At 60.2% G+C, this 17,658-nt stretch carries 10 protein-coding genes and 1 riboswitch; of the genes, 2 read left to right on the top strand and 8 right to left on the bottom strand.

From position 1 onward, the window contains the following. Positions 1-139 precede the first annotated feature (139 nt). On the bottom strand, positions 140-1,144 hold the full coding sequence (gene ltaE / locus JFT91_RS11520) for a low-specificity L-threonine aldolase (RefSeq protein WP_201232438.1): 1,005 nt from the start codon (positions 1,142-1,144) through the stop codon (positions 140-142). Between the two features lie 199 nt (positions 1,145-1,343). After that, a riboswitch (FMN riboswitch) is annotated at positions 1,344-1,516 on the top strand. Positions 1,517-1,617: 101 nt separating this feature from the next. Between ltaE and JFT91_RS11525 the strand changes: the two genes are divergently transcribed. After that, positions 1,618-2,127, top strand: coding sequence for a 6,7-dimethyl-8-ribityllumazine synthase (locus JFT91_RS11525; protein ID WP_201146763.1), 510 nt, complete (start codon positions 1,618-1,620; stop codon positions 2,125-2,127). Between the two features lie 122 nt (positions 2,128-2,249). Here JFT91_RS11525 and astE read toward each other — a convergent pair whose 3' ends face one another. The 7 genes from astE to JFT91_RS11560 form a co-directional block, all read right to left on the bottom strand. Further along, positions 2,250-3,260 carry a succinylglutamate desuccinylase gene (gene astE, locus JFT91_RS11530; RefSeq protein ID WP_201232439.1) on the bottom strand — a complete coding sequence of 337 codons (1,011 nt, stop codon included), beginning with the start codon at positions 3,258-3,260 and terminating at the stop codon, positions 2,250-2,252. Positions 3,261-3,272: 12 nt separating this feature from the next. Then, on the bottom strand, positions 3,273-3,563 hold the full coding sequence (locus tag JFT91_RS11535) for a hypothetical protein (protein WP_016983958.1): 291 nt from the start codon (positions 3,561-3,563) through the stop codon (positions 3,273-3,275). 57 nt (positions 3,564-3,620) lie between these two features. After that, a complete protein-coding gene (astB, locus tag JFT91_RS11540) occupies positions 3,621-4,967 on the bottom strand; it encodes an N-succinylarginine dihydrolase (RefSeq protein ID WP_201232440.1) in 1,347 nt (448 codons plus the stop codon). Positions 4,968-5,105: 138 nt separating this feature from the next. Further along, positions 5,106-6,575: a succinylglutamate-semialdehyde dehydrogenase gene (gene astD / locus JFT91_RS11545; protein ID WP_201232637.1), complete on the bottom strand. Its 1,470-nt coding sequence runs from the start codon at positions 6,573-6,575 to the stop codon at positions 5,106-5,108. Beyond that, a complete protein-coding gene (gene aruG / locus JFT91_RS11550) occupies positions 6,572-7,597 on the bottom strand; it encodes an arginine N-succinyltransferase subunit beta (protein ID WP_201146766.1) in 1,026 nt (341 codons plus the stop codon). Before aruG ends, astD begins: the two co-directional genes overlap by 4 nt. Before the next feature lie 51 nt (positions 7,598-7,648). After that, positions 7,649-8,668, bottom strand: coding sequence for an arginine/ornithine succinyltransferase subunit alpha (gene aruF / locus JFT91_RS11555; protein WP_201228158.1), 1,020 nt, complete (start codon positions 8,666-8,668; stop codon positions 7,649-7,651). Between the two features lie 239 nt (positions 8,669-8,907). Next, complete coding sequence (locus JFT91_RS11560) at positions 8,908-10,128, bottom strand: aspartate aminotransferase family protein (protein ID WP_201228159.1); 1,221 nt, start codon at positions 10,126-10,128, stop codon at positions 8,908-8,910. 305 nt (positions 10,129-10,433) lie between these two features. On the opposite strand from JFT91_RS11560, the gene JFT91_RS11565 reads away from it, so the two are divergent. Beyond that, a complete protein-coding gene (locus tag JFT91_RS11565) occupies positions 10,434-17,654 on the top strand; it encodes a dermonecrotic toxin domain-containing protein (protein ID WP_201232441.1) in 7,221 nt (2,406 codons plus the stop codon). Positions 17,655-17,658 lie beyond the last annotated feature (4 nt).

Raw genomic sequence — 17,658 nt, forward strand, 5'->3', positions numbered from 1 at the left:
TTCCACGGAGGCTGCGGCCAAAGGCCTGTTCGAAACGTCAACAGACGAAGCGACGGCAAAGGGCCGCATTATATCGGCCCTGCGCGCGGGGTACAGCGTGTTTATACGATAGAAACGGTCAATTGGACGGCTAACGCTGTCACTTGCGCGAAAACTCGACGAATGCCGCGATCCCTTGCTCGATTTGCGAGCGATTGACGTCCATGTGCGTGACCATGCGCAGACGGGCGGCAGCGCTCAATTTGATCCCGCGCTCGGCGGCAAATGCCTTGAACGCTTCGGCTTTGTCGCCCATTTGTACATAAACCATGTTGGTTTGCACCGGCTCAACACTGAAACCTGCTTCACGCAGACCTTCCGCCAGAAGTTGCGCATTGGCGTGGTCGTCTGCCAGCCGCTCGATATTGTGATCCAAGGCGTACAAGCCCGCCGCCGCCAGCAGTCCGGCCTGACGCATACCGCCACCGACCATCTTGCGCAGACGCTGCGCCTTGCCGATCAACTCGGCCGAACCGCAAAGCACCGAGCCCACTGGCGCACCGAGGCCTTTGGACAGGCACACCGACACCGAGTCGAAATGTTGGGTGATCTCGCGGGCATCAACACCGAGTTTGACCGCCGCGTTGTACAACCGCGCGCCATCCAGGTGCAATTGCAGGCCCTTGTCCTGAGTGAAGCGGCGGGCGCGGGCCAGATACTCCAGCGGCAGCACTTTGCCTTGCATGGTGTTTTCCAGCGCCAGCAGGCGAGTACGGGCGAAATGGAAGTCATCCGGTTTGATTGCGGCAGCAACCTGGTCCAGGTCCAGCGAACCGTCAGCCTGCACTTCCAGCGGCTGCGGCTGAATCGAACCGAGCACCGCCGCGCCTCCGCCCTCGTACTTGTAGGTATGCGCCTGCTGGCCAACGATGTATTCGTCGCCGCGCTCACAGTGCGCCATCAAACCGAGCAGGTTGCTCATGGTGCCGGTCGGGACAAACAGCGCGGCCGCGAAGCCAAGACGCTTGGCCAGTTCGGCTTCCAGACGATTGACGGTCGGATCTTCGCCATACACATCATCGCCGGTGTCGGCGGCGGTCATCGCGTCGAGCATGGCGGGAGTCGGTTGGGTGACAGTGTCGCTGCGAAGATCGATAACGCTCATGAACCTGGCCTCAAAGTCAGCAGGGGAAATCCCTTTACGAAGGTCAATTACTGCGGTCATCACGTCGATTAATCAACCCTTGGCGCAGGAAAACACCTTACCAGCGTTCAAAAATCTCGATAGCAATCATCAGAAAGGCGCAATGCACAGACACACAATATGTGTTAAAAACGCTCCGCCGCCCAACAAAGGGCGGCGAAAACGTTCTCAGGGCGGGGTGTAATTCCCCACCGGCGGTAATTGCGCGCAATGCGCATAGCCCGCGAGCGCTTGGCAACGAACACGGCTTTTAGCGGTGATCGACGACAAGGTCAGCAGACCCGGTGTGATTCCGGGGCCGACGGTCATAGTCCGGATGAAGAGAGAACGGGATTGACGCCAAAGGGCCGCCTGCGCACTTCTGTGCTCGCGCGTACCCTTGAATCCCTTTCGATTCATAACGCCCTGTTTTTCACACAAACAGGAGTCAGAACATGCAACCCACCGCTATCGACAGCAAAAACAAACACACTCATGGCGAGCGCGTCGCGTTCATCCAGGCCTGCTGGCACAAGGAAATCGTCGACCAGAGCCGTAAAGGCTTCGTCGCCGAAATGATTGCCTTGGGTTATCAGGAATCGGACATCGATATCTTCGAAGTCGGCGGCGCCTTTGAAATGCCCCTGCACGCCAAGTTGCTGGCCAAGACCGGTCGTTATGCCGGCATCGTCGCGGCCGCCCTGGTCGTGGACGGCGGCATCTACCGTCACGAGTTCGTCGCCCAATCGGTGGTCAGCGGCCTGATGCAGGTGCAGCTGGAAACCGAAGTGCCGGTGTTCTCGGTGTCCCTGACCCCGCATCACTTCCATGCGGGCGACGAACATCAGAAGTTCTTCTTCGAGCACTTTGTGCACAAGGGTCAGGAAGCGGCTCGGACTTGTGCCGATACGCTGCAGAAAATCCGCGCACTGCGCCGCACCGAGCCGCGCGCTGTCGCCGTCTGATCACGGAACCAAAACTGTAGGAGTGAGCCTGCTCGCGATAGCGCAGTGTCAGTCAACATCTGTAGTGACTGATGCATTGCAATCGCGAGCAGGCTCACTCCTACATTGGTTTTGCGGTGAGGTCAGGCGAGATTTTCGTCGGTGGCCGGCACGATCAGGATGCCTGCGCGCAAGCCGTTCTTGACCTTGGGATTAGGGAAGATGATTCGCGCGCCCTCTTCCTCAATGATCCAGCGGGTATTGGCCAGATCCTCGGCCAGCACATAGCCCATCTCCAACTCGGAAAAGTTTTCGACATCCTGTGGCAGGTTCAGGCGGAACGCATCACTGTGCTTGATGATTTCCCGCGCCACGCTGAACAACTGCAAACCGTCCAGGCCTTCTTCAGCCAGATCTGGCTCATTGCCTGAGATGATCTGCTGCAGACGAGTTTCCAGCAGCGACACATTGACCCCGTCGTTCTGCCCGAACGGCCGCGCCTTGCCCAGTTCCAGCGTGAAGGCTTCGGCATCGAGCTTGTCGTAGGTATAGGAACTAAAAACGATCGACGCCTTGTTCTGCAACAACACCGCCTCCATGCCCGCGGCGCGCAGCCGTGCCAGCTCCCGACGGGAATGCTGGCGACCTTCTTTCCACGGATACAACGCGAACTGCTCGATCCGCGAACCACGAATCGCCGTGTGCAGGTCGTAATGCAGGCGCTGGCGGTCTGGCAGGCTGAAGAAACTCGCCGCCAACCGTTCCAGCTCACAGGCTCGCAACGCTTCCGAACCACTGCTTTGTTCATGACGGCCGTTGAACAGCCGATTGACGTCCTGCTCGATGAAACGCTCGCCTTTGCGAATCGCTTCCGGGTTGCCGAACAGGAACAGAATGCGTGCACGCGGCTTCAGATCGCCGCGAGCGATGTCGTGCAGCAGCCGATCAAGCAACTCGATCGGTGCTGTTTCATTGCCATGGATACCTGCCGACAGCAGCAGATCCAGGCCATTGTCGCGAGCTTCAGGGGGCCGGACTTCCAGCGCCCCTTCGCTCAACCAGCGCATCCGCACGCCTTCGACAGTCAGTTGAGTCTTCTCCGCCGGTTCGCGGCCGGCGAGGGTCAGTTCAAGCAGTTTGCCGAGGGCGAGCATAGAGCGGTTTCCTTAGTGATCGTGGTTGCAATCCGGGCCGTGCACGTGGTCTTCGTCGTCGCCGACGTCAGCCGGTTCCATTTCCAGTTGCAGACTTACCAGATTAGTCGCCAATGGGCGCAGCAGCAGGTTGGCGTACTCGGCATCACCTTCTTCGACGTCCACGCCGATCAGCAGTTGGCCACGGCCGTCCTGCTGGATCCACAGCTCTTTGCCTTGCCACATGACCGCGACGCGGGTGCACGAGGTTTGCAGTTGCGTGCCGTCGGTGTCTTCAAGGATCAGCTGCAGGGAATCGCTCATGTTTTTACTCTCTTCGGGAGACAAGCCGCGCGCCGCGTTCGGGCGACGCGCCGGCCATCAATTGATCTGGAATGGATAAACCGCGCCCAGTTTAAGGATTTGCGTCAGTTCATCCAGTGCCGTCCGGCATTCAAGCAACAATTGCGGATCCGCCAGATCGGTTTCGCTCAGGCGGTCGCGGTAGTGCTTTTCAACCCATGCGGTCAAGGAACCGTACAACGGTGCGGTCATGATAACCCCTGGGTTGACCGCCGCCAGTTCGGTTTCGTTGAGTGCGACGCGAAGTCTCAGGCAAGCAGGGCCACCGCCGTTCTGCATGCTTTGCTTGAGGTCGAAGACTTTCACTTCACGAATCAGCCCGCCGGAGCTGGTCAAACCTTGCAGGTAAGTCCAGACGCGCTCGTTGGCCTGGCATTCTTGCGGAACAATCAACAGCATCGAGCCGTCAGGGCGTGACAGAAGCTGGCTATTGAACAAGTAGGAACGAACCGCGTCATCCACGGTGACGGCCGAACGCGGAACACACACAGACTGAAATTTCCCACCCGCTTTGGCGAGTTTGCCTTCCAGTTCGGCCAGCATCTGTTCAGTCTCGAGGAACGCGTCCTCGTGATAGAACAGGACTTCGCCATTACCTACGGCGATCACGTCGTTATGGAACACGCCCTGATCGATCACGTTCGGGTTCTGCTGAGCGTAAACCACGCCTTCGTCACGCAGACCGTGCAGACGTGCGACGGCTTGCGAAGCTTCAAGGGTCTGACGGGCCGGGTATTTCTGCGGCGCAGGATAACGATTGTCGAAGGCACTGCGACCGAACACGAAAAACTCGACACCTGCCTCGCCATATTCACGGCAGAAGCGTGTGTGGTTGGCCGCGCCTTCATCGCCGAACTGCGCCACCGCCGGCAAGGCGGCGTGATGGGCGAAGTGCTGCTGATTGGCGAACATCGCGCCAAGCACACGACTGGTGGTCGGGTGTTCGATGCTGCGGTGGTATTTGCAGTTGAGGTTGGCGGCGGTGAAATGCACGCGACCGTCAGCGGTGTCGGCACTCGGGCTGACCGTGGCGGCGTTGGCCACCCACATGCTCGACGCCGAGCAACTGGCGACCAGCAGCGGCATCGCTTCTTTGGCGGCGCGCTCGATCACCTGAGCATCGCTGCCGCTGAAACCCAAACGGCGCAGAGCGGCCACGTCCGGACGCTCCTGCGGCGCGAGGAAGCCTTGCTGAAAGCCCATTTCCATCAGCGCTTTCATCTTCGCCAGACCTTGCAGCGCCGCTTCCTTCGGATTCGAGGATTGCTGGCTGTTGCTCTGGGACGCAACGTTGCCGTAGGACAGACCACCGTAGTTATGGGTCGGCCCCACTAGACCGTCAAAATTGACTTCATAGGATTTCATCAGCGAGGCTCCACGAGAATCTGTTGTTATAGGCTTCAGTAACTGTTCAGTACGACCGAGGCGCGGCCTTCGCGAGCAGGCTCGCTCCCACAGGGGAATGCATTCCAATGTGGGAGCGAGCCTGCTCGCGAATGGGCATCACGCCATTTTCACGCCGGGTGTCAGAGAGGCTGGCAAAATCAGGCTCGGGGTTTCCAGCGACGCCACCGGGTACGCGCAGTAATCCGCCGCGTAGTAGGCGCTGGCGCGATGGTTGCCCGAAGCACCGACACCGCCGAACGGTGCGCTGCTCGCAGCGCCGGTCAGTTGCTTGTTCCAGTTGACGATGCCGGCACGGCTTTCCAGCCAGAACTGCTGATAACGCGCTTCGGAATCCGACAGCAGACCCGCGGCCAGACCATAAGCAGTGTCGTTCGCCTCAGCGATCGCCGCTTCAAAATCAACGTAGCGGATCACTTGCAGCAACGGGCCGAACAGTTCTTCGTCCGGACGCTCGGCAACAGCGCTCACATCGATAATGCCCGGCGTCAGCAACGCGGCTTGCGCCTGTGGCTGGGTCATTTCCAGCAGCGACACGGCGCCGTTGGCCAGTAGATGTTCTTGAGCATCCATCAGCGCTTTCGCCGCGCCGAGGGAAATCACCGAGCCCATGAACGGCGCCGGTTGCTGATCAAACGCACCGACCTCAATAGTCGCGCTGACTTCCACCAGACGCTTGAGCAGGCTATCGCCCCACGCACCTTGCGGCACCAACAGACGACGGGCGCAGGTGCAGCGTTGGCCAGCCGAGATGAACGCGGACTGAATGATCGTGTAAACCGCCGCATCCAGATCCGACACCTGATCGACCACCAACGGATTGTTGCCACCCATTTCCAGCGCGAGGATCTTGTCCGGGCGCCCGGCAAATTGCTGGTGAAGATGGTTGCCGGTGCGGCTCGAACCGGTGAAAAACAGACCGTCGATGCCAGGGTTCGCCGCCAGCGCAATGCCGGTTTCGCGAGCGCCTTGCAGCAGGTTCAACACGCCAGCCGGCAGACCGGCTTCAATCCAGCACTTGACCGTCAGTTCAGCGACTTTCGGCGTCAGCTCGCTTGGCTTGAACAACACGCTGTTACCGGCCAGCAAGGCCGGCACGATGTGGCCGTTCGGCAAGTGACCGGGGAAGTTGTAAGGGCCGAATACCGCGACCACGCCGTGCGGTTTGTGGCGCAGCACGGCAGTGGCGTCGCCCAACGGGCCGCTCTTCTCGCCGGTACGCTCGCGGTAGCTCTGTACCGAGATAGCGATCTTGTTGACCATGCTGGTCACTTCGGTCGCAGATTCCCACAGCGGCTTGCCGGTCTCTTCACCAATGGTCCGAGCGAGCTCGTCAGCGTGGTTTTTCAGCGAAGCCGCGAATGCCTCGAGTACGCCGATACGCTCTTCCAGCGAACGACGCGCCCAGTCCGGAAAAGCCTGACGTGCAGCCTGCACCGCCGATTCGACCTGAGCGCTGGTGGCGCCCTCCCCCGACCACAGCACTTGCTGGGTCACCGGGTTCAGCGATTGAAAGGCTTCGCCCTGACCGGCCAGCCACTCACCTGCGATGTATAGCGAATTCATTATTTCGACTCCCGTGCAGCGGACAACGCCACGGCGCGCACTTGATCGCCAGCGTTGAGTTGAAGACGTTTGGCGGTCTGTGGATCAACCACCAGGGTGCCGGCAGCGAGACGCGCCGGCGCAGCAGTGATGCGGCAGTCTTCGCGTTTACGGTTATGGATGATGAACGGCGTGGCGTCATCGCCCGGCGTACCGACAGCCAGCACCAGCGCTTCGCTGTCACGCACCGCGCGGATCTTGCCGGTTTCGCATTCGATGGCCGGGCCGGCATCGAAGATGTCGACGTAACCCTGATAGCTGAAACCTTCACCCTTGAGCATCGCCAGCGCGGGCTCGGTGTCCGGGTGAACCTGACCGATGACGTTGCGTGCGTCAGGCGACAGGAAGCAGGTGTACAGCGGGAATTTCGGCATCAGTTCAGCGATAAACGCCTTGTTGCCCACGCCGGTCAGGTAATCGGCCTGGCTGAATTCCATTTTGAAGAAATGACGGCCAAGGCTTTCCCAGAACGGCGAACGACCGGCGTCATCGGAGACACCGCGCATCTCGGCGATGATCTTGTTACCGAACAGCTCAGGGAATTCAGCGATGAACAGCATCCGCGCCTTCGACAGCATGCGACCGTTCAGACCGCTGCGGTAATCGGCATGCAGGAACAGCGAGCACAGCTCGGAATTACCGGTCAGGTCGTTGGCGAGGAACAGCGTCGGAATCTCGCGATAGATATTCAGCTCTTGCGAGGCGCTGACCGTCAGGCCGACACGGAAGTTGTACCAAGGCTCACGCATACCGACGGCGCCAGCAATGGCGGAAATCCCCACCACGCGACCATCATCGTCTTCGAGCACGAACAGGTAGTCCGCATCGCCACGGCCGGCTTCGCCGCGAAAGGTCTTCTCGGCCCAGCCGACCCGGTGGGCCAGACGCTCTTCGTTGGCTGGCAAAGTCGTAAGGCCGGTGCCGGTGCTGCGGGCCAGGTCGATCAGAGCGGATAAATCGCTGCTGCGTACGGGACGAACAATCATGCTATCTCCTCAAACGGGCCGCCGCGGCCACCCGTGAAATTCGCTAAGGCGTTAAACCGCCACCAGGCGCACGCTGGCACCTTCACCGACGCCCAGGGCTTCGGCCGCTTCCAGATCCAGAGTCACCGGTTTGCCTGGCGCGTAATCCAGCTCCAGCAACACCGCGCGGTAATCCTGCAACTGCGCGTTGGCCACCAGATACTGGCGCCCGACCCCCTTGACCGCTTCGCCGATTTTCACCGGCACAACACGGCTCTGGGCGATCGAACGGATCCCCGAAACACGTGCATGCAGGGTCGGGCCACCGTCGAAAATGTCGATGTAATGATCGGTCTCGAAACCTTCGCGCATCAGGATGTCGAAGGTGATCTGCGCACGCGGGTGCACCTGGCCCATCGCCTCTTGGGCGGAATCCGGCAGCAGCGGCACGTAGATCGGGTAATGCGGCATCAACTCGGCGAGGAACGTGCGGCTCTTCAGCCCGCACAAGCGCTCGGCAGCCGCGTAATTGAGGTCGAAGAAATTGCGACCGATAGCGTCCCAGAACGGCGAGTCGCCATTCTCGTCGCTGTAACCGACGATCTCGGTCACCACCGAATCAGCGAAACGCTCCGGGTGGCTGGCAACGAACAGCAGACGACCACGGGAGTTGAGCTCGGACCACGGCGAACCCACCAGCTCGCGCTGCACGTAGAAACTGGTCAGCAAGCTGTTGCCGGTCAGGTCGTGGCACTGCGAAAGCACGTGGATCTTGTTGTGGATCTTCAGCTCGCGGGAGGCGTGAACGAAGGTCTCGTTGCGGAAGCTGTAGAACGGCTCCGAATAACCGGCCGAAGCAACGATGGCCGAGCAGCCGACCAGTTTGCCGGTGGCGGAATCTTCGAGGACGAAGAAATAGCTTTCTTCACCGTTGAAGCTCACTTCGGCGGCAAACGAGGCTTCGCTCGCAGCGATCTTGTCGCTCAGACGTTCCACGTCATCCGGCAAGGAAGTGACACCAATCGGGCTGTCCGCAGCCAGACGCTGTACCTCGCCCAGATCAGCCATTTGCGCGGGGCGCATCACCAGCATGGTGTCACTCCTTTCTCTTATAAATTCACAGAAAAAAAACACCGGACTTTGTAGGAGCGAGCCCCGTGGTGAGGGGATTTATCCCCGATGGGTTGCGCAGCAGCCCCAAGATTTTGGGGGCCGCTTCGCTGCCCATCGGGGATAAATCCCCTCACCACAAAGGTTCAATCCGACAGTTGAATCTGTCCGGTGTCAAAAATTTTGATCGGCGCCCGAATCATCAGGCGCCGAAGGGTCTATCAGGCTTGTGTCAGTTTTGCAGCAGCGCGTTCGAAACGATCCAGACCCGCATCGATATCGGCGTCTTCCACCACCAGGCTCGGGGCGAAACGGATCACGTCCGGGCCGGCCTGCAGAATCATCAGGCCTTCTTTTTCAGCGGCGTTGAAGATGTCCTTGGCCTTGCCTTTCCAGGCATCGCTGAGCACGCAACCGATCAACAGTCCGAGGCCACGCACCTGAGTGAACAGGCCGTATTTCTCGCCGATCTGCTCAAGACGGGTCTTGAACTTGTCGTGCTTGGCGTTCACACCGTTCAGCACTTCTGGCGTGTTGATCACGTCGATTACCGCTTCAGCAACAGCGCACGCCAGCGGGTTGCCGCCGTAGGTGGTGCCGTGGGTGCCGACGACCAGATGTTTGGCCAATGCTTCGGTGGTCAGCATTGCCGCGATCGGGAAACCTCCGCCCAGGCTCTTGGCGCTGGTGAGGATGTCCGGGGTCACGCCGTAATGCTGGTAGGCGAACAGCTTGCCGCTGCGGCCCATGCCGGTCTGCACTTCGTCGAACACCAGCAGCGCGTTGTTCGCGTCGCAGAGTTCGCGGGCACCTTGCAGGTAGGCCAGTTCGGCCGGCAGTACGCCGCCCTCGCCCTGGATCGGTTCCAGCACGACCGCACAGGTCTTGTCGGAAACCGCAGCTTTCAGCGCCGCCAGATCGTTGTAAGGAACGTGGGTAATACCGGTGATTTTCGGGCCGAAACCGTCGGAGTACTTCGACTGGCCACCGACGTTGACGGTGAACAGGGTACGGCCGTGGAAGCTGTTCAGTGCGGCGATGATTTCGTACTTCTCGCTGCCGAAACGGTCGAACGCAACACGACGGGCCAGCTTGAATGCGGCCTCGTTGGCTTCAGCGCCGGAGTTGCAGAAGAACACGCGTTCAGCAAACGTGGCGTCGATCAGCTTGTGCGCCAGGCGCAGGGCCGGTTCGTTGGTGAACACGTTGGACACGTGCCACAGCTTGTTCGCCTGTTCGGTCAATGCACCGACCAGCGCCGGATGCGCATGGCCCAATACGTTAACGGCAATCCCGCCAGCGAAGTCGATCAGCTCGCGGCCAGCCTGATCCCAGACGCGGGAACCAGCGCCACGCACGGGAATGAAAGCGGCAGGCGCGTAGTTGGGAACCATTACCTGGTCGAAATCGGCGCGTTGTACCGCAGCGTGCTCAACGGACATCGGAGTCTCCTGAAGAGGAACACTCGCCTGAAACTGGCGAGCGATGGGGGGATTGTAAGGACAGTTTTCAGCCCGGCCTTGCCGCCAAGCGACAACTTCTTATAGCGCAAACCCCGGATTTTCCCGGGTTTACGGCAATGCGACATATAGCGTCGCAAAGGCGCAGTTTAAACCGGCATCACCGATTTGCGGCAGGCCGCGCAGGATATCAATTCAGCCGGTTGTCACCGGCATAAATATCTACCGCACGATGATCGTCACTGACTGGTTTGCTGTCGGCTCTTCCAACGCTAAAGGAATGGCACATGCAATTGCCTGAAGGACAGCAACCGGCAGCCCCGATCGATACGAGCGACGCGCAACATCCCGACGAACACTACCTGACCCTGAAAGAGTCGATTCCCGACTGGCTCGGCAGCGCCTCGCCGACCAAACGCCAGGCATTGCGCAGCATCCAGCCCGCACTCCCGGCCTCACTACAAGCTGCGTCAGCCGTGCAGCACCAGCAATTGCAGGCACTGAATGCCGCACACTGGCGCGCGCAAAGCGCGGTCGATCAACAACTCGAACACCTGCAAGACACCAACGCCTTCGCCGAACCGCTGCTCAAAGCAGCACTGAAAAACGCATGCGGTCTGGACCTGGACGTCAGGAAGACCTTCCTGCGCCTCTACGTTCCCGCGACGACGCCATGGTTTTCGATCAAAACCGGCGGCGCCCGCGCCTGGACGGTCTCGCTGCTCGACGCCGCACTGCACAATTTCGAAGACGCCGAAACCAAAGATGACGCCTATGAGCGTGCATCCACCTTCATCACCCAACCCACCGCCAGCGGGCAGTTCGAATCGCTGCCAGCAGTCAACAGCAAACTGAGCATTACCACCTTCATCAAGCTGTGCAGAACGCTGGATATCGGCGCCCAATACCAGACGTATCTGCGAGAACAACTCGGCTTCAACGACGCGACCGCTGCTGCCGCGCTACAACAGAAAGTGACCACGAGCCAGCAAGCAGCCCTTAACGCCGCCCTGCAATGGGCGCGCATGAGCGGCGACATCAGCGAGACCTGCTTTCGCCTGATCAACGGGTTGCTCGATGGCGTGCACGGCATGCGGCTCAACGGCCAGACGCTGCTGTGTCACGACATGTCGATGATGGCAGCGCCGCTGACCGGCATTCTGGTCTTCGCTCCGGATGCCTACACGCCCCGCCACATCAGTCGGATCGTCGCCTACGTCCCGGATGACCCGGAGCACCCGATCAAGGAATACGCGTCCTCGGCAGACATGGAAGCCGAACTCACCCGCCAGTTGCGGGCGACAGACTACCAGCGCTTCTTCAGCCGCTTTATCGATCAGGAACGCATCGGCTTCTTCTTTGCCGACCTGCAGCAGCGCCTGGTTCAAATCAAATGGCACAAGCCCGAACCGGGCAGTTCGCAACCCGCGTGGCGAGAAACGCCCGTCGACAAACCGGACTTGCAACTGGTCAGCGCACCACTCACCGCCGAGCTGTGGCGACACCTTTATCAGGCAAAACTGAACAAGATTCTCAACGACGCCAAAGTGATCGCCATTCCCACCGCAACGGTCGATAGCAGAGCCCGTTGGGCGCGCTGGGATTCCCTGGTGAACATCGTGACCTCGATCATCGAAACGGCTGCCTTCGTGATCGCGCCGTTCGTGCCGGGGCTGGGCGAGTTGATGATGAGCTACATGGCCTGGCAACTGCTCAACGAAGCCTTCGAAGGCATCATCGACTGGACGCAGGCGAAAACCCGCGAAGCGTTCGAACACCTGATGGGCACGGTCGAAACCCTGATTCAACTGGGTGCCTTTGCCGCTGGCGGCATGATCGGCATCGGCGAGTACCGCAAGGTCCTGCCCAAGGAAATCGTTGCATTCATTGATCGCTTCATACCGATGGAGCGGCCCGGGACCTCTGCCCGCTACTGGGACCCGGACCTGAGCCGCTACGAGCACAACGCCCCTCCTGCCAAAGACTCCCGTCCCGACGCGCGCGGCCTGCATGCGCATCAGGGCAAACAGCTGTTGGCGCTGGAAAACGCCCACTACGCGGTCAGCGAAGACGCGATCCCCGGTCAGTTCCGCATTGACCACCCGACGCGGCCCGAGGCTTACAAACCGCTGCTGCGGCACAACGGCGAAGGCGCCTGGCACAGCGAACTCGAACAGCCACTGGCGTGGGACCAGACCACAGCTTTGCGCCGGATCGGCCATTCGCTCGAATCCTTCGAACCGGCTCGGCAAGAACGCATTCTGCACGTCAGCGGCTACAACGAAGACGCCCTGCGCAAAATGCACGTTGATCAGGAAAGCGTTCCGCCGCTGCTGGCTGACACCATCAAACGCTTCAAAATCGACCAGGACCTGCAAGTCCTCATCGAACAACTGGACAGCGCCGAGCACTACCGCGATGCCGACCCTCTGACGCAACTGCAACTGCTGACAGAACACGGCGCATGGCCGAGCGAGAAACGGCTGTGCTACTTCGACAGCGAGGGTGAGTTGATCTGGCAATCATCCGGTGACGAAGCGTTGCCAGTGATCACGGTTCGGCAAAACAGCCTGCAAGAGACTGACGTGCTGAAAAGCTTGCTTGAGTCCCTCGATGAGCACGACATCAAAGCGCTGCTGGGAGAATCGTTCGGCGGCCCGACGCTTGCACTCGATGTGCGCACCCAGACATTGAGCCGGCAACTGAGCCAGCTCGCCCGACAACACCGCATCGCCCTGTTCGAGTCCCGCTATCAGCAACTGGAGACCACGACAGACCCGCTGGCCGCGCCGATCCGCGAGTATCAACCGCTGCTGCCGAGCAGCGTCACTCGCGAATTGCTCGACACCGCCAGCACCGCGGAGCTACTGAGCATCAGCGAAGGGCAACTGCCCGAACGTCAGCAGCAACTGGTGCAGCAGGCCAGTGAGCAAGTGCGCATCAGCCGTGCTTATGAAGGCCTGGAACTGGACTCAGTCAACAATGCGGATTCCGACACCCTCGCCCTGCACAGCCTGCAACGTTTGCCCGGATGGAGCGGACAACTGCGCATCGAAATCCGCGACGGCTTTTATGAAGGCTCGATACTCGACAGCACCGGCCCGGCCGAGGCTCGCGAGCAAAAAGTATTGGTGCGTAAAACCGATGGCCGCTATCAGCCCTATGACGATCGCGGCCAGGAACTGAGCGCCCCCGGCGACTTCTATTGCAGCCTCCTCCACGCCTTGCCGGATGCCGAGCGCCAGGCGCTGGACCTGCACATCGGCGACGCCGACAGGCTCAAACAGGCGATTCGGACAAACCCGCTGGAGCGTAGCGAACTGCGCGTGGCAATGGCCCAGCCGCCGCTGCCGGAACCGCTGATCGACACTTTGCGTCTGGTCGGCGTGGAAGGTTATCGCCCGTTGTTCCGCGAGCAGCCGCACACGCTGGAGGAGCGAGTACGCGAGATCTACCCCAGCGATTCACTGGCCGATGTACAGGCCTTTATTGAAGAACACCAAGGGCTTCCCGGCGGGGTACGCGGCGAACTCTCGCGCCTCAATCTTGAGTACCGAAAGCTCTGCGACGACCTGCGCGTCTGGCAGCTCGAAGTGCCGGCCAGCGATCCGCAGACCGGTCTGCCGCTGACGCCGATTCAGCGTCGTGCGGCGCTGCAAAGCCGTTCGGTATTGAGAACCCTGATTCAGCGTTGCTGGCGCAAACAGACCCGCGGACCTGCCGGGTACATGCTGCAGATCACCGACCCGATTATTGGCCACCTGCCCGTACTCGAGGCCGACTTCGGCCATATCACCACGCTGGCGATCAATGGCAGCAAAAGCACCCGAGGTCTCGAACCGTTTTTGCAGCGTTTTCCCAAACTGATGTATCTCGACGTGCAAACCGCCAACTTGCCACAGCTGCCGCCCGCGCTCACCACAATGCCGGTGCTGCGCCACCTGATTCTGCGCGATTGCAGCCTGCAACTCGGCGCTGCCGACCAGACATTACTGGCGTCATTGCCTGAGCTGTCGTTTCTCGACTTGCAGGACAACCCGCTGGGGACGGCCCCCGATATCCAGCCGATGACTTCACTGCGCTTCATCAATCTGAACAACACCGGCATCGCCGAGCCGCCAGCCAATCTGCTGCACCACCCGCGCCTGGTCACCGGCAAATTCGCCGGCAACCGTATCAGCGAAATGCCGGACGCGCTGTTCACGCTCAACAGCCTGCTCAGCGACGGCTTCGATTTCGCCGACAATCCGCTGAGCCCAACGTCGCGTGAGCGGGTGAAAGCCCACTACCAACGCACCTCAAAGCACTTTGGTGTGCTGCCCGAAGCAGCCGACATCAACCGCACCACGGCGCTGTTTCCGGAACTTGACCCTGCGCAGGCGACCGACGTGGTCTATCAACTGCCGGGAACACTGGAGCAGGGCCGGACGCAACTGAGCCGCTGGGAAGCCGAAATCAGTCAGATGAAAGCCGATCTGGCGCTATGGAGCCGCGACATCCCCAAACGCGATCCGTTGACCGGCCAACTGCTCAACCTCAACGAACAATCCAGCGAGCTGATGTTCCGCGAGCGATTCGCGCAGACGCTGGAACAGTTCTGGGGCAGGCGAACCGCGCACCAGCCCAGCGTCAGAAGCAAACTGCTGGAAGCAAACCTTGAGTTCATGGGCGACCTGCCAACGCTGGCCGCAGACTTCAGCCACGTCACCAGTCTGAGCCTGACCGGCAACAAAAGCGTTTCCGCCGTGACGCCATTCCTGCAACGTTTTCAGAACCTCGAAGCGCTGCATCTGCTGCATTTTGATCTGGAACCGGTATCCACTTCGCTCATTAACCTGCCGCGACTGGGCACGCTGGAACTGAAGGATTGCGGTGTAGTGATGACACCGGAAAATCAGGCTGCACTCTGCGCCTTGTCCCAACTGGAAACACTCGAACTGAGCAACAACCCGTTAGGCACGCTGCCCGACCTCAACCTGCTGCCGCAACTGAGCTATCTCGATGTGGCCAATACGGGCCTGTCCACCATGCCGAATGGCGTCATCGATCACCCGCATTTGCGCACCCTGATTTTCAGCGGCAACGCCTTCACCGAGTTACCCGCGGCCCTTTTCGAGCTGCCATCCAATCGCAGCGACGGCTTCGATTTTGCCGACAACCCGTTAACGCCAGACACCCGTGAACAGATAAAAACCTACTACCGCAAGACCGGCAACGACTTCGATGTACTGGCCGACGCGGCGGACATTGCCCTGGCCCGAGAGCTGTTCCCGTCGCTGGATGCGCAAGAGGCCAGCGACATGATTTATGACTTGCCCGGCACTCTGAGCGATGGCCATCTCCATCTCGGTCGCTGGCAAACCGAGCTCGATACCATGAGAAGCCAACTCGCCTCTTGGGCGTCTCAGGTGCCGATTCATCATCCCGTCACCGGTGAAGTGCTCACCGCCATTGAAGTGTTCGATCAGTACGCGGTGCGCTTGAGTTTCAAGCAAAAGCTGGAGGAGTTCTGGGCTCATCGCTCGGCCCTTACCGGAGCGCGCGACGTGGATTTTTCCACATCACTGCCGTTCCTGGGCGACATGCCCGTGCTCACCACGGACTTCGGCCACGTCTCGGATCTGGCCCTCAAGGGCAATCCTGCACTACGGGGCATCGAGTCGTTTCTCGAACTGTTTCCCAACGTGCAAACGCTCGAGATGCGTGACTTCGCCTTGGCCGAGTTACCCACGCCCATTGGTCGCATGTCGGAACTCAAGGACCTGACCCTGCACAATTGTCAGTTCACCCTGACCACCGACGGCCAAACCACGCTGACGGCACTGAACGCGCTTGAACGTCTGGATCTGAGTCAAAACCCGCTGACCCTGGCACCCGATCTGGCGGCGATGCCAAAACTCAATGACGTGCGCCTGTCCAACTGCGCCATAACCCAACTGCCAAAGGGTCTGGCTGATCATCCGAACCTGCGAACCGTCCTGCTCGACAACAACCGCATCACTGAATTACCCGCGGCACTTTTTCAGATGGACCTCGATCTGGCCGACGGAGTAGATCTGTACGGCAACCCGCTGTCGGCGGCCAGTCGTGAGCGGATCAAGGGGTTTTACCTCAAGCACGGCAGTGATCTGGGCATTGCAGCCGATCCCGCGGACGTGGCCCGGGCCCGCGCACTCTTTCCGGTACTGCAGGATGGCGACGCCAGCCACATGCTTTACTCTCTGCCGGGCACACTGGAGGCCGGTCGCGCCCAACTGCTGCGTTGGGAAAGCGAAATTGCCCGGATCAACCACGACCTCCGCGCCTGGACCGAAGCCATCGCCGAGACTGACCCGCAAACTGGCCAAGCGCTTAGTGCCGACGAGATCGCCAGCGAGCGTAGCGCCAGACAGGAATTCAGCAGCAAGTTGCAGCAGTTCTGGCGCCAGCGGCGCGCTGACAAACTGGATCTGCGCTCGAATACCTTTGTCGCCGATCTGACCTTCAGCGGTGATCTGCCGGCACTGTCGGCGGACTTCAGCCATGTCACGCAGTTGTCGTTGCAGGGCAAATCGACGCATAACGTCCCTGATGCTTTCCTCAACTGCTTTCCGGGTTTGTCAGGGCTGGAACTGCGCAATTTTGCCTTGGGTCGACTGCCGCAGGCGCTGACCCGGATGCCCCTGCTGCAGACCCTGGTGCTGAGCAAGTGCGGCGTAGTGTTTGACGCTCAGGCGCAAGTCGTACTGGCGGGTTTGCCCCGTCTGACGATGCTCGACCTGTACCGCAATCCACTCGACGTGGTGCCCGACCTCTCTCCCCTCAAGGCGCTGACTTACGTAGACCTCGCCGGCACGGGGATCAACAGTGTTCCGGTTGGCCTGACGCAGCTTGCCGACCTCGAAACCGCCTTGTTGAACGACAACCAAATAACGCTGCTGCCCGACGCGCTCTACAACCTGCCCAACACCATCAGCAAAGGCATTGATCTGGACAATAACCCGCTGTCATCGGCGACGCGTGAACAGATCAAAGTCTATTTCCAACGCACCGGGAGTGATCTTTGTGTATTGGCCGATCGGGCAGACATTAACCTTGCGCATGCGCTGTACCCGCAACTCTCCGAGACCCAAGCCAGCAATCTGGTCTACGGCCTGCCCGGCACATTTGCGGACGGCAGCCTTGAGCTGACACGTCGGCAAACCGAACTGGATACCCTCGGCAGAGACCTTGAAGCCTGGATGAACTCAGCGGTACTCGACCCTGTCACCCAACTGCCCCTGGAAGTCGAGCCGCTGCTGCAAGAGCAGTACAAAAGAATGCAATTGAAGGTCAGCCTGGAGGACGCCTGGCGTCGCAAGTCATCCGCGACCCAATCGGAATTTGCCTTGAACCTGGAGATGTCGTTCATCGGTGACCTGCCAACCTTGAGAGCGGACTTCGGGCACGTTCTTGAACTGGAACTGAACAGCACGGCTGCCATCGCCCCCGTGCCCAGGGCTGGCTCGCCCGGTTCCCCAATCTGCTGAGCCT

The organism is Pseudomonas sp. TH08, from assembly GCF_016651275.1.
GTDB lineage: Bacteria > Pseudomonadota > Gammaproteobacteria > Pseudomonadales > Pseudomonadaceae > Aquipseudomonas.

What these genes read in the sequence shown, in the direction of transcription:
- astE (WP_201232439.1), bottom strand. Translation starts at nt 3,260, where the DNA reads ATGCTCGCCCTCGGCAAACTGCTTGAACTGACCCTCGCCGGCCGCGAA.
- JFT91_RS11525 (WP_201146763.1), top strand. Translation starts at nt 1,618, where the DNA reads ATGCAACCCACCGCTATCGACAGCAAAAACAAACACACTCATGGCGAG.
- JFT91_RS11535 (WP_016983958.1), bottom strand. Translation starts at nt 3,563, where the DNA reads ATGAGCGATTCCCTGCAGCTGATCCTTGAAGACACCGACGGCACGCAA.
- aruF (WP_201228158.1), bottom strand. Translation starts at nt 8,668, where the DNA reads ATGCTGGTGATGCGCCCCGCGCAAATGGCTGATCTGGGCGAGGTACAG.
- astB (WP_201232440.1), bottom strand. Translation starts at nt 4,967, where the DNA reads ATGAAATCCTATGAAGTCAATTTTGACGGTCTAGTGGGGCCGACCCAT.
- ltaE (WP_201232438.1), bottom strand. Translation starts at nt 1,144, where the DNA reads ATGAGCGTTATCGATCTTCGCAGCGACACTGTCACCCAACCGACTCCC.
- aruG (WP_201146766.1), bottom strand. Translation starts at nt 7,597, where the DNA reads ATGATTGTTCGTCCCGTACGCAGCAGCGATTTATCCGCTCTGATCGAC.
- JFT91_RS11565 (WP_201232441.1), top strand. Translation starts at nt 10,434, where the DNA reads ATGCAATTGCCTGAAGGACAGCAACCGGCAGCCCCGATCGATACGAGC.
- JFT91_RS11560 (WP_201228159.1), bottom strand. Translation starts at nt 10,128, where the DNA reads ATGTCCGTTGAGCACGCTGCGGTACAACGCGCCGATTTCGACCAGGTA.